Annotated in this window: 19 protein-coding genes and 1 tRNA gene; 9 read left to right on the top strand and 11 right to left on the bottom strand. The window is 38.6% G+C overall.

Going from position 1 to position 22,697, the window contains the following annotated elements; all coding sequences use genetic code 11:
* Positions 1 to 78 precede the first annotated feature (78 nt).
* The 4 genes from CHU_RS04465 to CHU_RS04450 form a co-directional block, all read right to left on the bottom strand.
* On the bottom strand, positions 79 to 858 hold the full coding sequence (locus CHU_RS04465) for a hypothetical protein (protein ID WP_238379345.1): 780 nt from the start codon (positions 856 to 858) through the stop codon (positions 79 to 81).
* Positions 859 to 1,120: 262 nt separating this feature from the next.
* Positions 1,121 to 2,032 carry a hypothetical protein gene (locus CHU_RS04460; protein ID WP_011584313.1) on the bottom strand — a complete coding sequence of 304 codons (912 nt, stop codon included), beginning with the start codon at positions 2,030 to 2,032 and terminating at the stop codon, positions 1,121 to 1,123.
* A 164-nt stretch (positions 2,033 to 2,196) separates the two neighbouring features.
* Positions 2,197 to 3,585 (bottom strand): ammonium transporter, encoded by a 1,389-nt coding sequence (locus tag CHU_RS04455; RefSeq protein WP_011584312.1) that lies wholly within the window; start codon positions 3,583 to 3,585, stop codon positions 2,197 to 2,199.
* A 46-nt stretch (positions 3,586 to 3,631) separates the two neighbouring features.
* A complete protein-coding gene (locus CHU_RS04450; protein WP_011584311.1) occupies positions 3,632 to 3,970 on the bottom strand; it encodes a P-II family nitrogen regulator in 339 nt (112 codons plus the stop codon).
* 495 nt (positions 3,971 to 4,465) lie between these two features.
* Between CHU_RS04450 and CHU_RS04445 the strand changes: the two genes are divergently transcribed.
* From CHU_RS04445 to CHU_RS04435, 3 genes are all read left to right on the top strand, one after another.
* Positions 4,466 to 5,839, top strand: coding sequence for an NAD-dependent succinate-semialdehyde dehydrogenase (locus CHU_RS04445; protein WP_011584310.1), 1,374 nt, complete (start codon positions 4,466 to 4,468; stop codon positions 5,837 to 5,839).
* A 157-nt stretch (positions 5,840 to 5,996) separates the two neighbouring features.
* Positions 5,997 to 7,217, top strand: coding sequence for a WcaI family glycosyltransferase (locus CHU_RS04440; RefSeq protein WP_011584309.1), 1,221 nt, complete (start codon positions 5,997 to 5,999; stop codon positions 7,215 to 7,217).
* A 59-nt stretch (positions 7,218 to 7,276) separates the two neighbouring features.
* Entirely contained in the window at positions 7,277 to 8,281 is a 1,005-nt protein-coding gene (locus CHU_RS04435; protein ID WP_011584308.1) for a glycosyltransferase, read from the top strand.
* Between the two features lie 39 nt (positions 8,282 to 8,320).
* Here CHU_RS04435 and CHU_RS04430 read toward each other — a convergent pair whose 3' ends face one another.
* Positions 8,321 to 8,899: a hypothetical protein gene (locus CHU_RS04430; RefSeq protein ID WP_011584307.1), complete on the bottom strand. Its 579-nt coding sequence runs from the start codon at positions 8,897 to 8,899 to the stop codon at positions 8,321 to 8,323.
* 156 nt (positions 8,900 to 9,055) lie between these two features.
* Here CHU_RS04430 and CHU_RS04425 point away from each other — a divergent pair, with 156 nt between their 5' ends.
* The 4 genes from CHU_RS04425 (at position 9,056) to CHU_RS04410 (ending at position 13,031) form a co-directional block, all read left to right on the top strand.
* The gene (locus CHU_RS04425; protein ID WP_011584306.1) at positions 9,056 to 10,573 is read left to right on the top strand and encodes a hypothetical protein; all 1,518 of its coding nucleotides are present in this window, start codon (positions 9,056 to 9,058) and stop codon (positions 10,571 to 10,573) included.
* A gap of 319 nt (positions 10,574 to 10,892) precedes the next feature.
* Positions 10,893 to 10,966: transfer RNA gene (locus CHU_RS04420), tRNA-Ile, on the top strand.
* A 168-nt stretch (positions 10,967 to 11,134) separates the two neighbouring features.
* On the top strand, positions 11,135 to 11,770 hold the full coding sequence (locus CHU_RS04415; RefSeq protein ID WP_011584305.1) for an HAD family hydrolase: 636 nt from the start codon (positions 11,135 to 11,137) through the stop codon (positions 11,768 to 11,770).
* Positions 11,763 to 13,031: a site-2 protease family protein gene (locus tag CHU_RS04410; RefSeq protein ID WP_011584304.1), complete on the top strand. Its 1,269-nt coding sequence runs from the start codon at positions 11,763 to 11,765 to the stop codon at positions 13,029 to 13,031. The genes CHU_RS04415 and CHU_RS04410 overlap by 8 nt, the downstream gene beginning before the upstream one ends.
* 189 nt (positions 13,032 to 13,220) lie before the next feature.
* Here the strand turns inward: CHU_RS04410 and CHU_RS04405 are convergent, their stop codons facing one another.
* The 6 genes from CHU_RS04405 to CHU_RS04380 all read right to left on the bottom strand — a co-directional run bounded on the left by CHU_RS04405 (position 13,221) and on the right by CHU_RS04380 (position 19,541).
* The gene (locus tag CHU_RS04405; RefSeq protein WP_011584303.1) at positions 13,221 to 13,763 is read right to left on the bottom strand and encodes a putative colanic acid biosynthesis acetyltransferase; all 543 of its coding nucleotides are present in this window, start codon (positions 13,761 to 13,763) and stop codon (positions 13,221 to 13,223) included.
* A 188-nt stretch (positions 13,764 to 13,951) separates the two neighbouring features.
* On the bottom strand, positions 13,952 to 14,401 hold the full coding sequence (locus CHU_RS04400; protein ID WP_011584302.1) for a hypothetical protein: 450 nt from the start codon (positions 14,399 to 14,401) through the stop codon (positions 13,952 to 13,954).
* Positions 14,402 to 14,780: 379 nt separating this feature from the next.
* Positions 14,781 to 15,215 carry a hypothetical protein gene (locus CHU_RS04395; protein ID WP_041932190.1) on the bottom strand — a complete coding sequence of 145 codons (435 nt, stop codon included), beginning with the start codon at positions 15,213 to 15,215 and terminating at the stop codon, positions 14,781 to 14,783.
* A gap of 132 nt (positions 15,216 to 15,347) precedes the next feature.
* On the bottom strand, positions 15,348 to 16,481 hold the full coding sequence (locus tag CHU_RS04390; protein WP_011584300.1) for an acyltransferase family protein: 1,134 nt from the start codon (positions 16,479 to 16,481) through the stop codon (positions 15,348 to 15,350).
* Between the two features lie 271 nt (positions 16,482 to 16,752).
* Positions 16,753 to 17,826 carry a TIGR03032 family protein gene (locus CHU_RS04385; RefSeq protein ID WP_011584299.1) on the bottom strand — a complete coding sequence of 358 codons (1,074 nt, stop codon included), beginning with the start codon at positions 17,824 to 17,826 and terminating at the stop codon, positions 16,753 to 16,755.
* A gap of 77 nt (positions 17,827 to 17,903) precedes the next feature.
* Positions 17,904 to 19,541, bottom strand: a complete 1,638-nt coding sequence (locus CHU_RS04380; RefSeq protein ID WP_011584298.1) for a T9SS type A sorting domain-containing protein — start codon at positions 19,539 to 19,541, stop codon at positions 17,904 to 17,906.
* Positions 19,542 to 20,078: 537 nt separating this feature from the next.
* On the opposite strand from CHU_RS04380, the gene CHU_RS04375 reads away from it, so the two are divergent.
* Both CHU_RS04375 and CHU_RS04370 read left to right on the top strand, forming a co-directional pair.
* The gene (locus tag CHU_RS04375) at positions 20,079 to 21,401 is read left to right on the top strand and encodes a UDP-glucose dehydrogenase family protein (RefSeq protein WP_011584297.1); all 1,323 of its coding nucleotides are present in this window, start codon (positions 20,079 to 20,081) and stop codon (positions 21,399 to 21,401) included.
* A 209-nt stretch (positions 21,402 to 21,610) separates the two neighbouring features.
* Positions 21,611 to 22,591 (top strand): UDP-glucuronic acid decarboxylase family protein, encoded by a 981-nt coding sequence (locus tag CHU_RS04370; RefSeq protein ID WP_011584296.1) that lies wholly within the window; start codon positions 21,611 to 21,613, stop codon positions 22,589 to 22,591.
* Positions 22,592 to 22,697: the final 106 nt, after the last annotated feature.

Genomic DNA, 22,697 nt, shown 5'->3' with positions numbered 1-22,697 from the left:
TACACGTCTGGGTGTGTTAAGGACATAAAAAAAGAGTATCCGTTTTAGATACTCTTTTAATGTTTTAAGCAGATTACGTTATTTACGTAATAACTGATCATTACCTTTAAACTTAGGTTTGTGATTCTTTGTAAAGTGGTATACCACCCCGGCAGAAAAAATAAAATAACCGTCCTTATTTTTAGGATTTCCTCTGTAATCCTGAGGTGTTTGTGCATCACTTCCATTATAAGGAAAGTTGGTTGATTTATTAGACATCTGACCAGCTATTGAATTATTGAATGAACTTGCATCCGGATAATCCTGAATACTGACGTCATCGATATGATCTGTTGTTGTATACCGATACCCACCTTCTACCATGAAACTCCATTTATAGCTGTATCGGAATTTCAAACCGAAACCGGCTGTATATAAAAATGCAACATTTCCATATTTTGTATGTTCTGTTTCTAACTGACGCAGCTGATGCCATTTACCATCAGGGAATTGTCCCCATGGATCAAATGTCATTAAACCAATCCCTGCGTAAATATATGGATTGATACGTGGTCTTCTGCGCATCATTTTTTCATACGGGTAAAAATCAAACTGGCCGGAAAGAATAAATTCCCAGTTTGTTGATCTGAAATTTAAATTGCGGTATTTATAATAATCATCTGAATACAATTTAAAAAAGCGAACATCACCTCTTATATTCAAGCGTTTGCCCAGGTAATTTGTTCTTAACAGTGCACCGGCTCCTATTTGGGGTCTGAATTTAAAACAATCAATTCCATCACACAAATCACCATAATAGGTAGCATATCCAACCGTTCCGAAAATACTTAGCAGTTCATTTTTGGATATTTTTTTCAATGATATACTAGGCTGCGATTTACCTTTATGATATTGCCCTTTGTAGATGCGTCTTGATTGACCATTTGTAACAAATGACAAAAAAACACAGAAAAGTACTAGAAGAGGTATTGAAAACTTCCGAAATCTCATGATCTTAATTTATATAACACTTGAAAGTAATAATTCAAGTGAATGATTGCAAATTTCACCATACTTTTTTGTACATATTTTATACTAACCGGCAAAATAATAGATATAACAATTATAAAATATAACTATGTTAATTTTTGCGCAATAAGTTTTTGTCCAGTAATCCACCTTTTCTATTTTTCGTAGCATGATGTCTTGTAAAGGTATATGTTAAGCCTACTGAAACGATTGCATATCCGTCTTTATATTTGGGGTTTCCTCTGCCTGTTTGTGCAGATTTATTAAATGACTTGTTAGACATAATCCTTGATATAGAATTTTGCAGAGACGCCGGATCAGGATACTCTTCACTGCTTACATCATCAATATAATCCGTTGTGGTAAAACGGTATCCTGCCTCCAACATAAAGTTCCACCGGTAACTGTAGTTATACTTGAAACCTAATCCTACTGTATAAACAAAAGCTACGTTACCATATTTCACATTTTCTGTTTCTAAGGGTCTTAATTGATGCCATCTGCCATTTGGAAGCTGTCCCCATGGATCATATGTCATTAAACCAATCCCGCCATATACGTATGGATTTATTTTTGTCCTTCTGCGCATGAGTTTTTCATATGGGAAAATATCAAACTGTCCCAAGGCTAAAAATTCCCAATTTGTTGATCTGAAATTTAAATTACGCCCCTCATGCACATCATTGGAATATAATCTGAAACAACGTACATCTGCTCTCAGATTTAAACGTTTGCCTAAATAAGCGGTACGCAATATTACCCCTCCGCCTGCCTGAGGCCTGTATGAGTTAGATCCTACCTGCCAGAGATAGCCCGATAAATCACCGTTGTATGAAGCTAAACCTAGCGTACCGTAAATTGTCAGCAGTTCATTTTTAGAAATATTTTTTAATGATATATCCGGAGTTGCTTTACCTCTGTGATATTGTCCTTTATATATTTTTCTTTGTGTTTGTGCAGCAGCATCAACAGCAACAATACATAAAAATAAAAAAACCAACCTAACAAATAATGATTTAAACATAGTTATAATATATAATAAACATACTGTTCGTGGGGTAGCCGTACAGTTTAATTATTCAATTATGAAAGGTACTAAATTTAAGCATTTATTTACCTAAGAATTTTAAAAAAAATAATGCAAAACCTGCAACTGATGCAAATTTTGCATTATTAACATTATTAATATTAATATTCTTTATCTACATCGATATTATAAGCCTTCATTCCGTGTTCAGCAATATCCAATCCTTCGATTTCTTCCTTAGCGGCAACCCTCAAACCTACTGTCTTTGAAATGATTGTAAAAATTACATAGGAAGCGGGGAAAACTAATGAAGCTGCAGCTCCTACACCAATTAATTGTTTGATTAATTGAGACATTCCGGCTCCTTCAGCTGAACCGCCAAAACCTTTATCCCCGAATATTCCAACAAACAGGGTTCCGAGTATACCGCATACCAAGTGAACGGAAGTAGCACCTACCGGATCATCTACTTTAATTTTATCAAAGAAGATAACAGCAAATACAACTGCAGCACCGGAAATTAATCCGATCAGTATTGCATCGTTCGGGCTCATTAAATCAGCGCCTGCAGTAATTCCTACCAATCCTCCCAGAATACCGTTTAAAACCATAGACAGATCGAGTGTCTTCAAATATATAACAGAAGCAAGCAATGCTCCTATTGCACCGGCAGCAGCCGCTAATGAAGTTGTAACCAGTACGAGCGAGGTTAATGCGGGATCTGCCGACAAAACGGAGCCTCCGTTAAAACCAAACCAGCCTAACCACAACAGGAATACCCCAATGGTTGCCAAAGGCAAACTATGCCCGGGAATCGGGTTGATTTTGCCATCTACGTATTTGCCGATCCGCGGACCAAGAACAATAACGCCTGCCAATGCAGCCCAGCCACCAAGGCTATGAACCATTGTAGAACCCGCAAAATCATAAAAACCTAAGGATTTCAGCCAGCCTCCACCCCAGTTCCACATGCCTACAACCGGATAAATGACACCGATAATGATACAGGTAAAGATAATGTAACTTGTCAGTTTGATACGCTCAGCAACTGCACCGGATACAATTGTTGCTGCTGTTGCAGCAAACATTGCCTGGAAAAGAAAATCTGTCCAGTATGTATAACCACCCGCATATGTTAAATCCAATCCTCCGCTTTCAGCTGCCGGCGCTGTCAGTCCAAAACCACCGAATCCAAAGAACCCACCTTCATAAGCACCACCCGGGTACATCAGATTAAATCCCCATAAACAGAATATTATGATTCCGATTGCAGGTGTAATGGTATTTTTGAATAGAATATTGGTCGTATTTTTAGAACGGGCCAACCCCGATTCTACCGTAGCAAACCCTAAATTCATAATAAATACCAGAGCGGTACAAAGCATCATCCAGATATTGTTTGCTGTAAGTCCAAGCTGAGAAACAGCGGCATCTGTGGCCGCTAACGAGGATTTCGAAGCCAACGTATCTACTGTAATGGCAGCAACCGCTTTGATCGAATCAATCGCCGGTACTGCCGCTTCTATTGTATCTAATACTGCTGTTTCCATAGTATCTTAAGTTCGTTTAGTTTAGTTGATAAAAGGGTTATGGGTATTATTGCAGCGCGGGAACGCCTCTTTCGCCTGTACGGATACGCACACATTCCTCTATATTGGAAACAAAGATTTTCCCATCTCCAAGTTCCCCGGTTTTACAGGTATCAACAATGCATTTAATTACTTCTTCAACTTTTTCGCTTACAATAATATCAAGCTTTGTTCTTGCTATATAACCAAGGTCATATTGAACACCTCTGTAAACTGCTTTTTCAGTCGCTTGATGTCCAACACCTTTAACATCTGCATACGTGAAGAACTGAATCCCCATTTTATTAAGGGCTTCTTTTAACTCCAGAAATTTAGACGTTCGAATAACGGCTTCAATTTTTTTCATAAATCAATTAGGTTTAGTTATTAATTCAAGATAAAAAAGGGGATTGATTATCTATACTGCTAACATATGTATTTATACATAAATTGTACTAATCTTATAAAAAAAACAAGATCTGATTATCAATATTCTATATAAAAAACAATATAATGTACTAAAAATTCTATTTAGGTCAGATCTAATTCATTATTACGTACAATAGCATTTATCTCTATTTAATATAATTAATTAATACTAACATTAATTTTTAAACCATTAATTATGTATTTATGTAGTATTTAACTTAAATCGCCTTCAAAATTAAGTTAATAATAACACTTTTATTAATTACGAATTTATGTAAAACTGGTAAAAAATAAGACAGTTGCGGTCTGAAAGTATTTATTATTAATATAATTTTTTCTATGTACTGAACGATAGCGCAAACTCTTCCCGGATTGGATTGGGATTTACGCCCCGGACTGGTAACTTGCCTGGATACAGTTATAAATTTTGATTATGTATCAATCCATCAATCCCTTTTCAAAGGAAAACATACAAAACCTCGCGTTTGAATCGATTGAATCCTTGAATGAAAAACTGATCAGATCTGATTCGGCTTACAAAAACTGGAGGAAATATTCCATCAACGACCGTAAACCTTATTTTAAAAATCTCATTTCAGTTCTTACAAAAGAAAAAGAACTATTGGCGCGTGAGATTACGTTAGAGATGGGAAAACCCCTGCTGGAAAGCATTGCAGAAATAGATAAATGTATCGGTACAACAGAATGGTATCTCAATAATGTTGATGCGATTATACAACAACATCTGCCAACTGTTTCCATTGAACATATCAAAAGTCAAATAGCATTTGAACCTATTGGTGCCGTACTTGGCATTATGCCCTGGAACTTTCCATACTGGCAGGTTTTCCGGTATGCTATTCCAACGCTGCTTATCGGAAATACGGTTCTGCTGAAACATGCGCCCAATGTACCCGGTTGTGCGCAATCGCTGGAAAAAATATTTAAACTGGCCGGATTTCCAGATGACCTGTTTCTTTCTCTGTACCCGGCTGTTGAAGATATTGAATATATCATTGCCTCACCTGCCGTGCAGGCTGTAACTGTTACAGGCAGTGAACGTGCGGGCCGTTCTGTGGCTAGCCTTGCAGGAAAACACTTAAAAAAATGCGTGCTTGAACTTGGCGGCAGTGATCCGTTTATTGTTCTCGCTGATGCACCGATTAAACAAACTGTTGCGGAAGCAATTAAAGGCCGATTGCAAAACAACGGACAAAGCTGTATTGCTGCAAAACGGTTTATTATTCACGAACAGTGTTATGACGCTTTTTTAAAAGAACTTAAAGAGCAGCTAAACGCTCGCATTATCGGTGACCCGATGCTTAAAGAAACGCACCTTGGCCCCATGGCGCGTGCTGATCTGAAAGAACAATTATCAAAACAGGTGCAGAGCTCTGTAGCAGCAGGTGCTGACTGTACCTACAAACATCCGTTTGACGATTCAAATTCAAATTTCTTTTCTCCGCTGATACTTGAAAACATTCCGGCAAACAGCCCTGCCCGTGCCGAAGAACTGTTCGGACCTGTATTTAGCTGCATACGTGTAACAGATACGAATGAAGCGATTGCGGTTGCAAATGAAACACGCTTTGGACTGGGCGCCAGTATATGGAGCAATACTATTACAGAAGCTGAAAAGCTGTCTCAACATATTGAAGCAGGTTCTGTATTCATCAATGGGATAACGCGCTCTGATGCCCGCCTTCCTTTTGGAGGTATCAAACAATCAGGTTTTGGCAGAGAACTATCTGTATTTGGCTTGCAGGAATTTGTAAATGTAAAAACGTATTGGGTTAATGAACAGTAGGCAGTGACTGTGGTCAATGTTTGAAGAGAAGTAAGTGATCTGACAGCTGAGATGGATATTGTTCAGCAGGTAAATAAATTAAGGAATAATAAAGAGAGCAGTCTGAACACTCTTCACTATCTACTAATTTTAAAAACTAATTCATATCTTTGAAATAATGAAGATTTTAATTTACGGCATTAACTATACGCCAGAACTTACGGGAATAGGAAAGTACACGGGTGAAATGGGTGCCTGGCTGGCTAAAAATAATAACAAGGTGGATGTTATAACTGCCATGCCCTATTACCCTAACTGGAAAAAAGCAGATAACTACAAAGGGAAACTATGGTTCAAAGAACACGTTGCAAAAGCAACCGTTAAACGTTGTCCGTTATATGTTCCGGAAAACGTTACCGGCTCTTCCCGCATGATTCATGAATTCAGTTTTTTACTTTCTTCTTTTTTCTACTGGTTTCCTACTTTTTTTAACTCATACGATGTTATCATCACTCCCTATCCACCATTGATCATCGGCATATGGCCATGGGTATATAAATTGTTTCACCCTAAAACAATCTGGGTGTTTCACATTCAGGATCTTCAGGTAGATGCTGCACGTGAATTAGGTTTAATCAAAAATAAAAAACTGCTCGCTGCTTTAACAAAAATAGAATTGTTCTGGCTAAAAAAAGCAACGTACGTATCCTCTATCAGTACGGGCATGAAAGAGCGCATCTTATCAAAAGGTGTTCCGGAAAAAAGGTATATCATGCTGCCCAACTGGGCGGAAACAGATTATGTTAAACCCTTATCCAGGGCTGAATCACTGCGTGCTGAACTGGGTATCGACCCGGATAAAAAAGTTGTATTGTATTCGGGCAACCTCGGCGAAAAGCAAGGGGTTGATATGATCATTGACGCCGCTCTTGAATTAAAGGACCAGACAGATATTTTATTTATTATTGCCGGCGAAGGTGCATCCAAAGTCCGTTTGATGGAATATGCTGCTGCCAAAAATCTGAACAACATCCGCTTTTTAGCTTTACAGCCATATAATAAGTTAGCATCCTTTCTGGCCATTGCGGATGTACATCTTGTTTTACAAAAAAAATCCGCTGCTGACCTGGTATTACCTTCCAAGTTTATGAGCATATTGTCGGCTGGCGGCGTGGCTGTTGTAACAGCAGAACCAAACACAAGCCTGTACGAATTGGTTGATACACATCAGGTGGGTTTTATTTGTGAACCGGAAAACCTGGCTGCATTTGTAACAACAGTAAGGCATGTACTACAAACCGATTGTAACGATGTGTCTGCTAAAGCGCGTTTATATGCAGAAAAACATTTGAGCATTGACAGCATACTGAATCGTTTTTCGCAGGAACTATCCAACTAATCATTCGTACCTAAGAGCGATTAGTTTCTATTGTTTTTACTACTCAGGAATATTACGGTATGAACGGCGTAAGTGTGATCATTTGTTGTTACAACAGTTCAGATAAATTACCTGAAACATTATATCATATAAGCCAGCAGCAACTAACAGCTGAACTGCCGGTAGAAGTAATCCTTGTTGATAATGGATCTACGGATACTACATGTGCAGTAGCATCCGCATACTGGGAACAAGTGAAAGCGCCTTATCCATTACGTATTATTTCCGAAACAATACCGGGTAAAAACTATGCCATTGAAACCGGCATTTCTGCCGCTGCATATGATTTGATTTTATTCTGCGATGACGACAATTTATTATCTGCCGATTATATTCAACGAGGTTATACGTATTTCTTACAACATCCCGCACTGGGTTTATTAGGCGGGTTCGGCATTCCTCGTCTCACAATCGCACCGCCACCCTGGTTTGAACGGTATGCGTATCAATATGCACTAGGCCCTCAGCACACACGCGCTAGGAGGGATATTACGCTTGAACGTGGATATGTATATGGAGCAGGAAGCATTCTGAAAAAAGAAGCGTATTTAACCCTGAAAAAAAAAGGATTTCAGTATACCCTTACTGGCAGGAGAAATGGCATAATTATTCCCGGGGAAGACAATGAACTTGGTTACGCCGTATCATTAATCGGTTATCAAATTCATTCAAATCCGGAACTCACATTTATACATGTACTTTCAGAAAGCCGGCTAACGTGGGCGTATATAAAACGGTTAAAAAAATCAGTGGCTTACAGTGCTGCTTTATTAATTCCATATAAGGAGCGAAGAAACGAGCGGCTGCTCAATAAAAAAAGTACATTTAGCTGGACAAAAAAAATGCTGTCGGAATGTTTCTATTTCTTAAACGGATATGTGCGATACCCGTTTGCAGCAACAGATTTTAAAACCGACATAGTATTAGACAGGCAGGCACGTTTAGGAAGTATACAAAGCCTGTTTGCCAACAGGAAACTTTTTATCAATAAACATTCCTGGTTGCCGTGGCTTCAGTCCAATTAACTGTTTGCTCCATATGTATTCGTTGCACGAAGGTTAATATTATTCAACCAGGCAATCTTCTATCTTTTCCGGAAGTTTCTTGGGATGCAGCTGCGCTTTTATCTCAGACAGGTGTACCGGCAAACAACTGCGCTCAGCGTAACTCAGCAAGGCATCAAACCTTTTTTTAATGTCTGCACTTTCAACCCATGCTGCCTGTTTGAACGTATCTTTTGACCCTTGTGGATAGTTCCCTTCTGCATATTCTGTAAGCAAAAAAAAGAATTTCTGGCTATTGCTTAAATATGTATCTTCCCAACCCCTATCCCTGTATGAGCCCTGATATGTCTCCAGGCTACTGCTGGAGAGCGCACCAAGAGCATCATTCCATGCGTCTCTCGCATCCGGATAAAGTGCCTTCAGATCTTCGGGAATTGCGTTCCGGCGTTCATTCACCTGTTGAAGCTGGCGGGTGATTTTATATATACTTACTTCGCTAAATGTATTTATAAAATGCTGACATTCGGACGAATAGTTTCTGACATGGGTTTGAGGGGAAGAACCGGAAGTACTATCCGGCCGCTGACAGGAACACACTGCAATCAGAAGTACTGAAAACAAACAGTATACGTTTTTCATATTGTCTTTAAAACTATAAAATATTTTCCATTGGCAATTTCAATAATAATTATCTATTATAGCCATTATTTTTATTTAATAATACTATAATATCATTAAAATACATTTTAGTTTAATAAAACAGTAAATTTTATTTATACTTTTAACCCCACACGTATGAAATCACTTTTAACAATTGTATTTGGATTAGGCTTTCTGGCCGCATTTGCGCAAGATGACACATTAATAATTGATTATGATTTTGGAAATAATACTATAGGATCCAACAAATCAAAAAAAACTTATTGGGTAAAAGAGAAGTATGGTATAGAATTCAGGATCAGAAACATAAATCTCTTTAATTACAATATAACTATTAATAATTCGAAAGAAGATTACCTCAATAATACCAACACTGCTTCACCTGAAAATCAATACAATAATCTTTTTACTATAGAAAGTATTAATACAGATTTTGTAACCGAAGTCAGTCAGGTAAATATATTGCAGGGAAGGCTGGATCTTATTATAGAAAAGTTTTATTTACAGGATAACATAAGAACATCTTTTAGTAAAAAAATTTTCCAAAAACAAGAACCTATTTACGTAGAATGGTTGCATCAAGCTGTATTATACTATAAAAATCTTTCAGTTTTACTGCAGACAGAGGAAGATATGCATGCTCTGATCAGCAAACGTGATTCAATTACAACTGTTTTTTATAGAAATGCTTTAGAAAATAATAATAACGCATTCAGGTCTGTAATAGCTTATAATCAGGTTACATCTATTCGCCAGAGGGTAATAGAAGCTATTTCTAATAAAATCAGCTATACACAGCAACTGATCAATGAAATAAATTTTGTTGAATCTTCTTTGCTGGAAAGTACAGACAAAGCTAAAGCAAAAGTGTTTGCTTTAAATAAAAATCAGTTCGATCTTCTTAAAACAATTGTCATTGATCTGCAAAACGAGTATAGAAAAATTCTTCAGACACTCTCTTCAGATAAAATAGACATCTTCGCCAGCAACATTCAGAAAGCCTACATGAGTTTCGAAAAGAGTAATTATGAAGTTCATATTAAAGAATATGACCTGAGAAATATAGATGTCGTAAAGCTGGATGTAACCATTGAACCCAAAAATAATGCGCTGGGGTATAAGTCACGAAAAGAAAAGTTCTCCAGTATAATCCGCACCTATGGCGGTTTGCGGTTTGATGTAAGTGCCGGACTGATGTTCAATATGAATCTGAACGACCGCTCTTATTATTACGATTCTTCAGGTTTTGCATCCGATACATCCATCATTGTTCGGGCCAAAAACCGCAATAGCTACATACCTTTTGTGGGCACGCAGCTGAATGTGTATGCAAATAAACCCTGGCGCGCCCCATTCAGTCCGGGTGTATGTATTGGCGTAAGCACGGATCTGAAAGATCTGCGGTACTACCTGGGCGGCTGCATGGTAATCGGCAATCAGGACAGGATTGTCTTTTCAGGAGGGCTTGCCGGCGGACAGGTTAATATATTGTCCGGCAATTATGATACAAACAAAGCGTATTTAACATCCAGCCTGCCGGACGCTCCTGTAACCGAAGAAGCATTCCGCCTGGGTTATTTCTTCAGCATTACGTATAACCTCACCAGCAATAATACCAAGGCCTTCGGGGAGCAGTTTTCAAAAACAAAATAAGGGATTGTCCAACATAACACATTTGCTGATCCGGTCTTTCGCAGTGCATAGCATGCTTAGCATATTATGCTGCTGTGCAGGACCGGATGGTTTTACCCGCCCCTTCCGTACAGACTCCGTAGTGTTTCAGCTGCAGCTTGCTAAACAACCCCCTTTCAGCACGCTCAGCACACACTGATTAAGCAGCAACTTAACTAAATGACATTTATATACTTATACATAACCGTATGTATGAATCAAACGATCTTTTGCCCAGTACTTGTTTAATTGAGCACATTTCAGTAACATTGCACTCCGAAACGGAAGATTATTCCTTTCAGGGCCCTTAGCTCAGACGGTTAGAGCATCTGACTCATAATCAGGGGGTCGTTGGTTCGATCCCAACAGGGCCCACAGAAACCTCGCTTTTGCGGGGTTTTTTTGTTTCTGTATAGCCCTTGATATGTCGTTTACATCTATATAGTTTCACTCAGGTTGTATTACCGCTTAAGAACTACACACGAATACTTTTCTTTATTCCTTTAATCCATTGTACCTTTACAATTATTTCGAATACAATAGATGAACGATTTCACACGCATTAAAAATATTATTTTCGATCTGGGTGCAGTTATTATTCCGATTGATTTTGAAAAAACATTTGACGCCTTTGCCCTCCTTAGCAAGCTTCCGAAGGAGTCTGTAAAAAAGAAGTATGCGGACAGTTCTTTTTTTGTTGATTTTGAAAAAGGACTGATCGGAAATTTCAGCTTCTTACAACAACTCAGAGCATTATTAGGAGTTGATAAAACCGTAACCGATCAGCAGTTGATTGATGCCTGGAATACCCTGCTGCTTCCAATTCCTAAGGAGCGTATTGCACGTATACAGTCATTGGCTTCAAAATACCGTTTATTTTTATTGAGCAATACCAATCCGATTCACATACATGAAGTACAACGTATCTTATATACTTCTGCGCAGGTGGATTGTCTGGAACGCTTGTTCGAACACACCTGGTATTCCTATGATCTGGGCCTGATTAAACCAAACACTTCTATTTATGAAGAGGTATTAAAGCGTAAATCATTGCTGCCACATGAAACGCTTTTTCTGGACGATAACAAAGATAACATTGAAGGTGCAGCCCGGGTTGGCATTCAAACAGTACACGTAACAGAACACTCTACTTTCCTGGAACTCTTGAAACATGCGTAATAATACTACATACAAACAATACATTCTTCATACGGCATTATTTCTGCTTACGCTTGTAACGACAACGCTTGCTGGTGCTGAGTGGACGGGCAAACATTATTTAAACGGCTGGGATTTCGTCTGGAGCGGATTAGATTACTCCATTACTTTTCTGGGCATTTTAACTATTCATGAAATGGGGCATTATTACTTTGCCAGAAAAAATAATGTTGATGCAACGCTCCCCTACTACATCCCTTTCTATTTTCCCGGCATACCCTCAATAGGTACGTTTGGTGCATTTATCCGGATGAAAGGTATCATTCATTCCAGAAGAACAATGTTTGATATCGGCATTGCCGGACCATTGGCGGGCTTTGTTGCTGCCATTTTATTATTAGTATATGGTTTTGCAACCCTTCCGGAAAAGTCTTATTTATTTCGTATCCATCCTGAATACGCTGCAATACAAGGCGATTACCGACATGAAGCATACACCTATGATTTTATAAAGAAACGAAGTGATTTACATACAGAGTTAACTTTTATTCAGGACTCTATTTATTACCTGCAACACCATGACTCCATTCCGGAGCTGAAAAAACCTGTTAAAGCATATGAAACAGAATTTGAAGTTATTGTTGTCGGTAAGAATTTATTATTCCTGCTGTTTGAAAAACTATTCTCCTATCAGGGTGATCGTTTACCCGATCCGCATGAGCTGTATCATTACCCATTTATATTTGCGGGTTATTTAGCGCTTTTTTTCACCGCATTGAATCTTATACCTGTCGGTCAGCTTGATGGCGGCCACGTTACGTATGGACTATTTGGATATGAACGAAGTAAAAAAATATCTGCGGTGTTTTTCATTCTGTTTGTATCTATTGCAGGCGTTGGTATGTTCAAAGAAAATATCCTGCAGATTAATTTCTTTACCGCTAATGCAGCAGATCAATTAGAATTTGCTTTTTTCTATTTGATATTTCTGTATCTGATTTTTGCAAAAATGTTTGAAACGTTTTTGAATGCACTGCTCACAGCAGTTGCAGTATTCACGTTTCAATTCCTGGTTGAATTTCTTTTTCCGGAAATTACCGGTTATGGATTTTGGTTGTTATATGCGTTTTTAATCGGTCGTTATCTGGGTGTATATCATCCACCGGCATTGAGCGAACAACCGCTTGATACGAAACGGAAAGTATTAGGCTGGATTGCCTTAGGCATCTTCGTGCTGTGTTTTACACCTGAGGTTGTTTCATTTGAATTGATCCGCCCGTAGGGGCTTATTGCATAAGCCCCTACGGCGCAGCCGTGCATCCGTCGTTGTATGCGTTTGCATACAGCGACGGATGCAATACATATACATGGGATGCATAAATACGATGGGGCATGCAATGTACACAGGGTGCGTATGCAATGTCACACAGGGTGCGTATGCAATACGCATAAGGGCGTATTCAATACGCCCCTACCGATCCCCAACACGGGTTGCGGGGTTTCCTGTATAAATACCGGGTGTGGCTTCAATATTTTTGTATACACTGCTGCGCGCACCAATTACTATTCCCTTACTAATTTTAACACCGGGACCAACAAACACATCTGTCGCCAGCCAGCATTCATCGTCAATAATTATTGGTTTTGAAAAAATATCAAATGCTTCTTTTTTGAAATCATGGCTGCCCGTACAAATGTATGAACGTTGGGATACTACAGCATTCTTACCGATTGTTATATTACCCAGCGTATATAACACAACTTCATCCCCTATCCATGCATAATCTCCAATAGCTAATTTCCATGGATAGGTGATTTGTGCAGAAGGACGTATGATTACACCTTTACCGATCTGCGCTCCAAAAGCCCGCAGTAATAACCGGCGCCAGCCATACATAATTTGAGGCGAAGGATGAAATAAGAGCGCCTGAACAACCCACCACAACTGTACATACCAACCGGGTTTACCTCTGAAATCAGCAGGCATTGAAAAACGAGAAAGATCCTGATACACGTTCTTTTATCTTTTAATTATAAAACCAATATAAGAAAAAAAGCCGCGAGGTACCAGTTTAGTGATTTTGAAAAAATAAAAATGCTGATGATTATATAAATCACCAGCATTTAATATAGTATTAAATTGAATAGTATTGATTCAATACGATCTTCTTTATTATTTGTTTGTTACGTTAATTGTAAAAACTACGCTACCATTCTTGCCTCATCAACCTGTTTGGATGTAATGAGACCCAACGATTTTACAAGTATGGAATTACGTGTCAATACAAGAGGACATGCAAGCAATCCTCCTGCAAGCCCCACAAATAAGTCTTCCATTGTATTATCTAAACTAGCCTGATATAATGAACCTGTTATTCTTCCCAATACCCATTCAAAACCTTCCCAGCCAACAGCTGCCATACACACTACACCTACAATGAAAATTCCAATAAGGTACCAGGGTAATTTCAGTAAAGATTTTTGAAAAAAGTAATACGTAAATAATGCAACAAAAAAACCACCGAATAAATGGAAGAAAATCCCGATGTTGGGCAGATATTCAAACAGTTCAACTTCGATGAACAGAAACTCAAGAAACACAATAGCGGCAAGAGCTGCAACAGATAGTTTTATAGCGATTTTCTTTTCCATAGTACAAATGTTTACTGATTAGCTCTAAGAAATATTATACCATAAATGCAAATATTTAATAATCAATAATATACATCCTTTCGAAATAATATATATGTAGAACTACTCCACACTCTTGTGCAACAACTACACACCTTACGGCACCTATTTGTGACCGTATTGTACAAGCAAAACTAACAGCACTTATCTCTGTCTCAATTTATTTCAATAGGTTGAATTGAATATTAAATTGTTATACACAGGTTGCGCTGAACGCATTAAAAAGCAATAGATTTTAATTCAACGATTAAAATCTATGTTGAATTAAAATCTACCTATTAAATCTATCTGAAATGACAGAATAAAACTAACGCTGTACGATGTGCGTACTGTGATCGTTTTAAGCGAATATATTATGTGCTTCTTTATTCGGCTGAGCCATTGTCATAAAATATTTTACGAGTGTAAAATTACGCAGCAACAAAACCGGGCATGATATTAAACCACCTGCAAGTCCGACAAATAAATCTTCCATTGTATTATCAAGATCTGCCTGATACAAAGAGCCTGTTATTCTTCCCAGTATCCATTCAAAGCCTTCCCAGCCCATAGCAGCCATGCATACAACTCCCAGAAGAAAGGTTGCAATCAGGTACCACTCTAATTTCACCAATGAAGAAATAAATGTGTAATACACAATTACAGAAACAAAAAATCCTCCAAAGAAATGAAAGGCAATACCTATATTAGGAAAATCGTGAAATAATTGTTTTTCAATAAAATAAAACTCAAGAAATACAATGCTTGCCAATGCCAAACAAGATATCAGAATCATTATTATTTTTTCTATTATTGTTTTTCTCTGTATCATATTCTTATTCTTACATGTTTACATGTAAAAATAATAAAGACTTATTTACAGGCAGTTACGTCATTTTACAAAAATGTATCAGAATACCCATGAATTTCAGTGTTTGCTCCTTTTAATAAAAGGTACTTCAACGATAAAATGGCATAACCATGCAATAAGTAAACAAATAAAAATACCACTATATACATAAGCCAGATGCATTGGCAATGCCCCTGAAAATCGGTGCTGCAGCCACCCGGACAGCAATACCAGAACAGGCATATGAGTAACATATAAGGTATAGGAGAAATCACTCAGCGGCTGTAACATCCGAAAGCCTTCAAGATACCTGTAAGATTGTATAGACACATATATAAGCACAATAAAAAAAGCAGCGGTATAATAGTCTGTCATATGCGCGAAGCCAACCAGATAACTTGCCGTAATAAAAACCAGTAACAGGTATATCACTAATGCTGTTTTAGTTTTTTGATTTCCGATTCTTCCCATATACCAATCTGCTGCAATCACTCCCAGATACCAGATGAAAAAATAATTAGCAACAGTAGCCCATCGGTAATGTTCGACTGACAAAAATAACGATGCAATGAAAAGTATGCCTATTAAATAAGCCGTAACCAGCGGATTTCGTTTATTTATAAAAAAAACCGGAATATACAGTAGATAAAACCACCATTCATACATGAGCGACCACAAAGGCCCGTTGCTGCCCCATACCGGAGTAACAAGTGTCTGCAGCATGCCGATGTTCCCAAACAACGTTTGTGTTGACAGATCAGAAAAAATACTCTTATTCAGTATCACAAAATTTGTTGTTCCGGAGTAGATCGTATAGCCTGATTGTTTTCCAATAGTATCTAGTACAAAGGTTAGCAGCAACGCAAAAAGAAATGGCGGATAAATACGTCTGATTCTTTTTATTAAATAAACACGAATAGAAAATGTACCCGATTTTACCGCTTGATTGTATGAACTGTACTGAATAACAAAACCCGACAATACAAAAAAAAGCATTACTGCCTGGTGGCCAAATGCAAACAGGTTCAAAACGTATACCTGTATGGTATCAAATAATCCATATTCTGCCGGATGGAGTTTATAACCTTCCGTGTAGCCTTCCCAAAGGAGCCAGCGTGCATGACCGATCAGCACATAAAGTGCTGCCAATCCTCTTAAGATATCCAGAAAAAAAGTTTTTCTCAATATAAGGCCTGACGTATCGTTTAGCATGACAAATATGAACTCAATAACGATGGCCTGTTATCTTGTACAAAACAGTACGTAACCTGCGCATCTAAAGATGTTCTCTGTGTATTAAAGCATTAAAAATACAAAATTAAACGCATTATCACTGCTGTTACTTGTATAGCTTCATCCTTCTCTCAAAAAATCAGTCGTACTATATTAAAAGTTCACATATGAAATACTTAGACAAGGTACTTTGATGTACAGCAACTCTTATAAAAATAGCTGATCAAAAATTAGCTATTTACGGATCAATCTATGTTGCCTGTGCCGCAGGCTGTGACCACCATCCATCACTTTCCGTTACAAGTGCTCTGCGATGTTCTTCACGAAGCGTATTCAAAATAGCGGGTCTTTTTAAACCAGGCAGAAACTGCACATCATATATTTCCTCCACACTGTTTTCATATTTTATAAAACCTACCTGATTACCTGTAGGCAGATGTATGACTGATATACCACAAAACATGGAAGTGCGTGCTATCGGCAGATCCCGGAACGTACTTGAATTTTTTCTTAATTTTGAAAGCCCTACGAATATAAAGTCTCCCTGACGGCACATTCCCCTTACAAAACCCTGCAATTTTGTTATTACTTCGTATTTGCCTGTATCCGGATCAGCAGAGATAACTTCACCGGTTGCGGAACACAGTACGTATAATTTCCCATCAAAAAGTCGCGGCGAATGCGGCATCGCCAAACCTTCTACACAAATTTCTTTAGACGGTACATCTATCAGCACACCACCCTGCTGTATATTCGTCCGCCATCCTTTTTCTATGTTAGAAGTACCAAGTGCCGTAACATATTTCGGGCTGCCGTCCTGCATTGCCATTCCATTTAGATGGCACCGGTCATCGGGTGTATGATCGGTAATAAAAGGCGGTGTCCATTTTTTGCGGAAACTAAAATCATCGTCGATAATGCTCAGGCATGAAAAGCGGGTATTTACTGCCCACAATCCTTCTTTTCCCCATCCCATGTCATGCAGATCTATTTCGCCGCTATAGTAGGTAGCGCGCGGAAGATATAAGCCATCATACATTCCTGGCGCTGTGCCGTATTGCCGGGCCAGCAAAGGAGCATTTGCAAGCACCTGTACTTCACTTCTTGTAGCAACGGCTAACTTGTCACCCTGCACCGCTACGCCCATTGCCTTATCGAACTGGCGCGGCAGCTGTACAATCCCTTCTCTATCCGGAGCACTCATAAATATTATTTTACCTGCCTGGTACGTACTTAATACAAGTGTTCCGCCTAATTCCCAAAGTAATTCCGGCATATTGGGAGACATCGTACATGTAAACGGAGGTGCTGTTTGACTGTTCATTGTTTTTAATGTTGGATTAAATAAACATTATAAGAACCACCAGCCGGTAAAAGCCGGCTGATGGTTGTGACAGAGTGTTATTCTACGATAAGTTTTTTTATTTCTTCCTTTCCGTCGCTGTTGATGGTTACTACATACATTCCGGCTGTGAGATCAGCAATATCTATTCTATTTCCGTTAAGGTATTGTTCTTTGACTGCATGTCCGGACAGATCAGTAATTTTTACATAAGCTCCGGCCCCGGCAGAAAGATATACTTCTCCTTTAGCCGGATTAGGGTACATATTGAACAGTACAGCATCTGTCTTTTTTTGCGCAGCAGTTGTTATATTCTCTGCTGTATACCGCTGCCCATAAATTCCATATCCGGATCCATCCTGACCTTCACTCTCCCAGATCACAACGATGTCTCCGCTGTTATCCATTACTACATGCGGGTTCTGCTGATACCCGTCCGTAAATGTATTTACTTTTATTTCGCTGCCAACAGCTGCGCCTGCTGCCGTATAGCGTTTGGCATATATATCCAGATCATAGTCCAGGTAGGTTTGCCATGCGAGTACAAAATCTCCATCGCTATCCATCGCTATTGAAGCACGGTTACCTCCGTACAATTGATCTGCGGTAGCATTAAATTCTGTTCCCTGTGGCACACCTGCTGCATTATACCGCTGCACATATACATCGTAGGAATCGGTAACGGTTTCCCAGACAATAGCAAAGTCTCCATCACTATCCATACCTATAGCAGGATACTGCTGTTGATTTTCAGTAACTGTATTTACCCTGAACTCTGTTCCCTGGGCTGCACCTGCCGCATTGTAACGCTGTGCATAAACGCCATAGGAGTCGCCATCCTGTTTATCACTTTGCCAGGTAATAACAAAATTACCTGCATCGTCCATAGCCACGGCGGTGTTTTTTTGTTGTCCGGCAGTGTACGTGTTCACCTGGAATTCGCCTCCCTGTGCAACTCCGGAGGCGTTATACCTGCGGGCATAGATCCCGAATCCATCCCCATCCTGATATGCATCCCAGCTGATCACAAAATCCCCGTCGCTATCAATAGCAATTACGGGGTTTTTCTGAATCACTTCTGTATTGCTGCTCACCATAATCTCTGACCCTATCAAAGCACCTGCAGCATCGTATCTGCGTACATAGATATTCCGGTTGTCTACCTGGTAGCGTTCATACGTAATGATGAATCCACCATTGGGATTAATTGCAACGGATGGATGGCTCTGGTCTTCTGAAGATGGCGCATTGATCATAAAAGCACTTCCCTGTACCGCTCCGGCGGCAGTATACCGCTGACCATAAATATCGTAATAGAAACCATATTCATCTGAGTCGCTTTGCCAGGTAATAATAAAGTCTCCATTGTCGTCCATCGCAATTGAAGCTTTTTTCTGGTCCCATGTGGTTACGTTGTTTACTTTGAATTCTGCTCCTGCCGGAAGAAACTGGGCTTGTCCCGGAAATGCATAACACGCGATACTCAAGGCAAGTGCAGAACCTGTCCATTTAACATCCTGCGCAAATACCTGCAGCTGCAGTTTAATTTTGTGCAGACGATTCAGCAAACGCGTACGTTGCTTCTGTGTGAATTGGGTAAATTTGCCCTGATCAATGTTTCTGTTCAGACGCGTGTGCAATTTTTGAAAAAGCATAAATAAACGCGTGTACCGGATCTCTGGTATTGATTTTTTCATACGCTGGCTGTTTGGTAAAAGATAGTTAAAATAGATAGCTAACAGACTAAAAAGTGTAAGCCTGTATATTTAAAAATAAATACAATACGATATAAAACAAATATTTATGTATTTGTATTGGTCATGCCGGATGATTATTTAACAATTGCTAATATTTATCTAACAATTGTTAAAAGAATTAAATACTAAAGCATTTTACCCAGTGTACTTGCTCACATGTTAATGAATGTATACCTGATTTTTCTGCCTGTGCTACACGAAGATATACGTGTATAATTACATCTCAAACAGCAATAGACAACTCTTAAAATAGTCCAAATCATACCAACTATATCATCATTCAAAATAAATATTAAATACTTACCACTGTTTTAAAATTAACTTTTAAAATGCATTTTAAATTCTCTCATCAACGACTCAATCAATAAATTCATTAAATAATACTATTTAAAACATCATTAATATTAGCGTTTATTATTTTTTTTGTCCTAATTTAGTAATATAAAAAAAATTAATTTTACCTTTTAAACAGCTTACATGAAAATAGTAATAGTAGGAACGGGATACGTTGGTTTAGTAACGGGAACGTGTTTTGCAGAAGTAGGTATCGAAGTTGTATGTGTAGATATCGATCAGAAAAAAATAGACAATCTTAAAAACGGGATTTTACCGATATACGAGCCAGGCCTGGAAGAAATGGTAGAACGCAACGTTAAAAAGGGGCGTTTGAAGTTTTCTACAGATTTATCTCAAAGCATTGTTGATGCAGAAGTAGCCTTTATTGCTGTTGGTACCCCTCCCGGAGAGGATGGAAGCGCGGATCTGAAATATGTATTGGCTGTTGCAACTGCAATCGGACAATCTATGAAAAATGATATTGTTGTTGTTACAAAAAGTACGGTTCCGGTAGGTACTTCCTTAAAAGTTAAAAAAGCACTTCAGGAAGAACTGGGAAAACGTAATGCTTCCTTAACGGCATATGTATCTTCCAACCCCGAATTCTTAAAAGAAGGTGCCGCTATTGATGACTTCATGAAACCTGACCGTATTGTGGTTGGTATAGATGCTCCTCAGGCAGAAGAAACCATGCGCAAATTATACAAGCCGTTCCTGTTAAACGGTCACCCGATTTTCTTCATGGATATTCCTTCAGCTGAAATGACTAAGTATGCGGCAAACTCTATGCTTGCAACTAAGATCAGCTTTATGAACGACATTGCAAACTTATGTGAGATCGTAGGTGCAGATGTTAATCTGGTTCGCAAAGGAATCGGTTCGGATGCACGTATCGGAAATAAATTCATTTATCCGGGTGTAGGTTATGGCGGTTCCTGTTTTCCAAAAGATGTGAAAGCACTGATCAAGACAGCGAAACAAAACGGGTACGACATGCGCGTGTTAAGCGCTGTTGAAGATGTAAATGACGATCAGAAATACGTACTTGTTAAAAAAGTAAACAAGTATTTCAACAACGATCTGAAAGGAAAGAAATTCGGCGTTTGGGGTTTATCTTTCAAACCAAAGACAGATGATATGCGTGAGGCGCCATCATTGGTAATCATTCCGGAGTTATTAAAAGCAGGCGCAAGCGTTATTGCATATGACCCGGTTGCCATGCATGAAGCATCTCATACATTAAAAGACACCATCACCTATGCACAGGATCCGCTGGAAGTATTGGAGGGTATTGATGGATTACTGATCGTTACCGAATGGTCTGAATTCCGTTCTCCGGATTTTGACGTGGTAAAAAGCAAAATGAAGGGTAAGGCAATTTTCGACGGAAGAAATATTTATGATCCCAAAGAAATGAAAACACTGGGATTTGATTACTACTGCATCGGACTAAAAGCAGAATAAAACAATTAACATTTCAGAATAAATTCCAAAATACAAATAACAAATTTCAAACGGAAAAAATGTCTAATTCATTAGGTAAGCTACAACGAATAGTTGTTTCTGTTTTGGAATTTGTTATTTGGAATATACTTTAAGTAGGTTTGGAATTTGTTTTTTGTTATTTGGAATTTCATAATTAGTACTTTATCATTCAAAATACACAAATACTAATGGCTAAAAAAAGAGTACTTATCACCGGAGCGGCCGGTTTTTTAGGATCACACTTATGTGACCGTTTTATTAAAGAAGGCTATCATGTAATCGGGATGGATAACCTTATTACAGGAAATCTTAAAAATATTGAACATTTATTTCCGCTGGAAAATTTCGAATTTTATAATCACGACGTTTCCAAGTTTGTGCATGTTGCAGGTGATTTAGATTATATCCTTCATTTTGCATCACCGGCAAGTCCGATTGACTATTTAAAGATTCCGATCCAGACCTTGAAAGTTGGTTCTTTGGGAACACATAATTTACTGGGATTGGCGCGTGCTAAAAAAGCACGTATGCTGATTGCTTCTACTTCTGAAGTATATGGTGATCCGCTGATTCACCCACAGACAGAAGACTACTGGGGTAATGTAAACCCGATTGGTCCGCGTGGTGTATACGATGAAGCAAAACGTTTTCAGGAAGCTATTACGATGGCTTACCACACGTATCATCAGGTAGAGACACGTATTGTACGTATCTTCAATACCTATGGCCCGAGAATGCGTCTCAATGACGGACGTGTATTGCCTGCATTCATTGGCCAGGCGTTAAGAGGAGAAGATCTTACTTCTTTTGGTGATGGTACACAGACGCGTTCATTCTGTTATGTGAGTGATCTGGTTGAAGGTATTTACCGCTTATTGATGAGTGATTATGCGTATCCGGTAAACATCGGGAATCCGGTAGAGATCACCATCAACGATTTTGCACAGGAAATCATTAAGCTTACCGGTTCAAATGTAAAAATTACTTTTAAACCATTGCCTACAGATGATCCCAAACAGCGCAAGCCGGATATCACAAAAGCAAAAGAACTATTAGGCTGGGAACCTAAGGTTTCCAGAGAAGAAGGTTTGAAAATTACCTACGACTATTTCAAATCACTTCCTAAGGAAGACTGGGATGTCTTGCCAAAAGAATTTAAAAAGAACTGATCATAATTCCGAAATCATTATCAGGCATTGATATGTGCTGAAAGTAATGCGCTATGATAAAATTATCATAGCGCATCTGTTACGAACTAAAAAGATTTTTAGAATA

The sequence above is a fragment of the Cytophaga hutchinsonii ATCC 33406 genome (genome assembly GCF_000014145.1).
Lineage (GTDB): Bacteria > Bacteroidota > Bacteroidia > Cytophagales > Cytophagaceae > Cytophaga > Cytophaga hutchinsonii.
The sequence above is the reverse complement of the archived record's forward strand: the minus strand, read 5'-3'. Positions and strand labels throughout refer to the sequence as shown.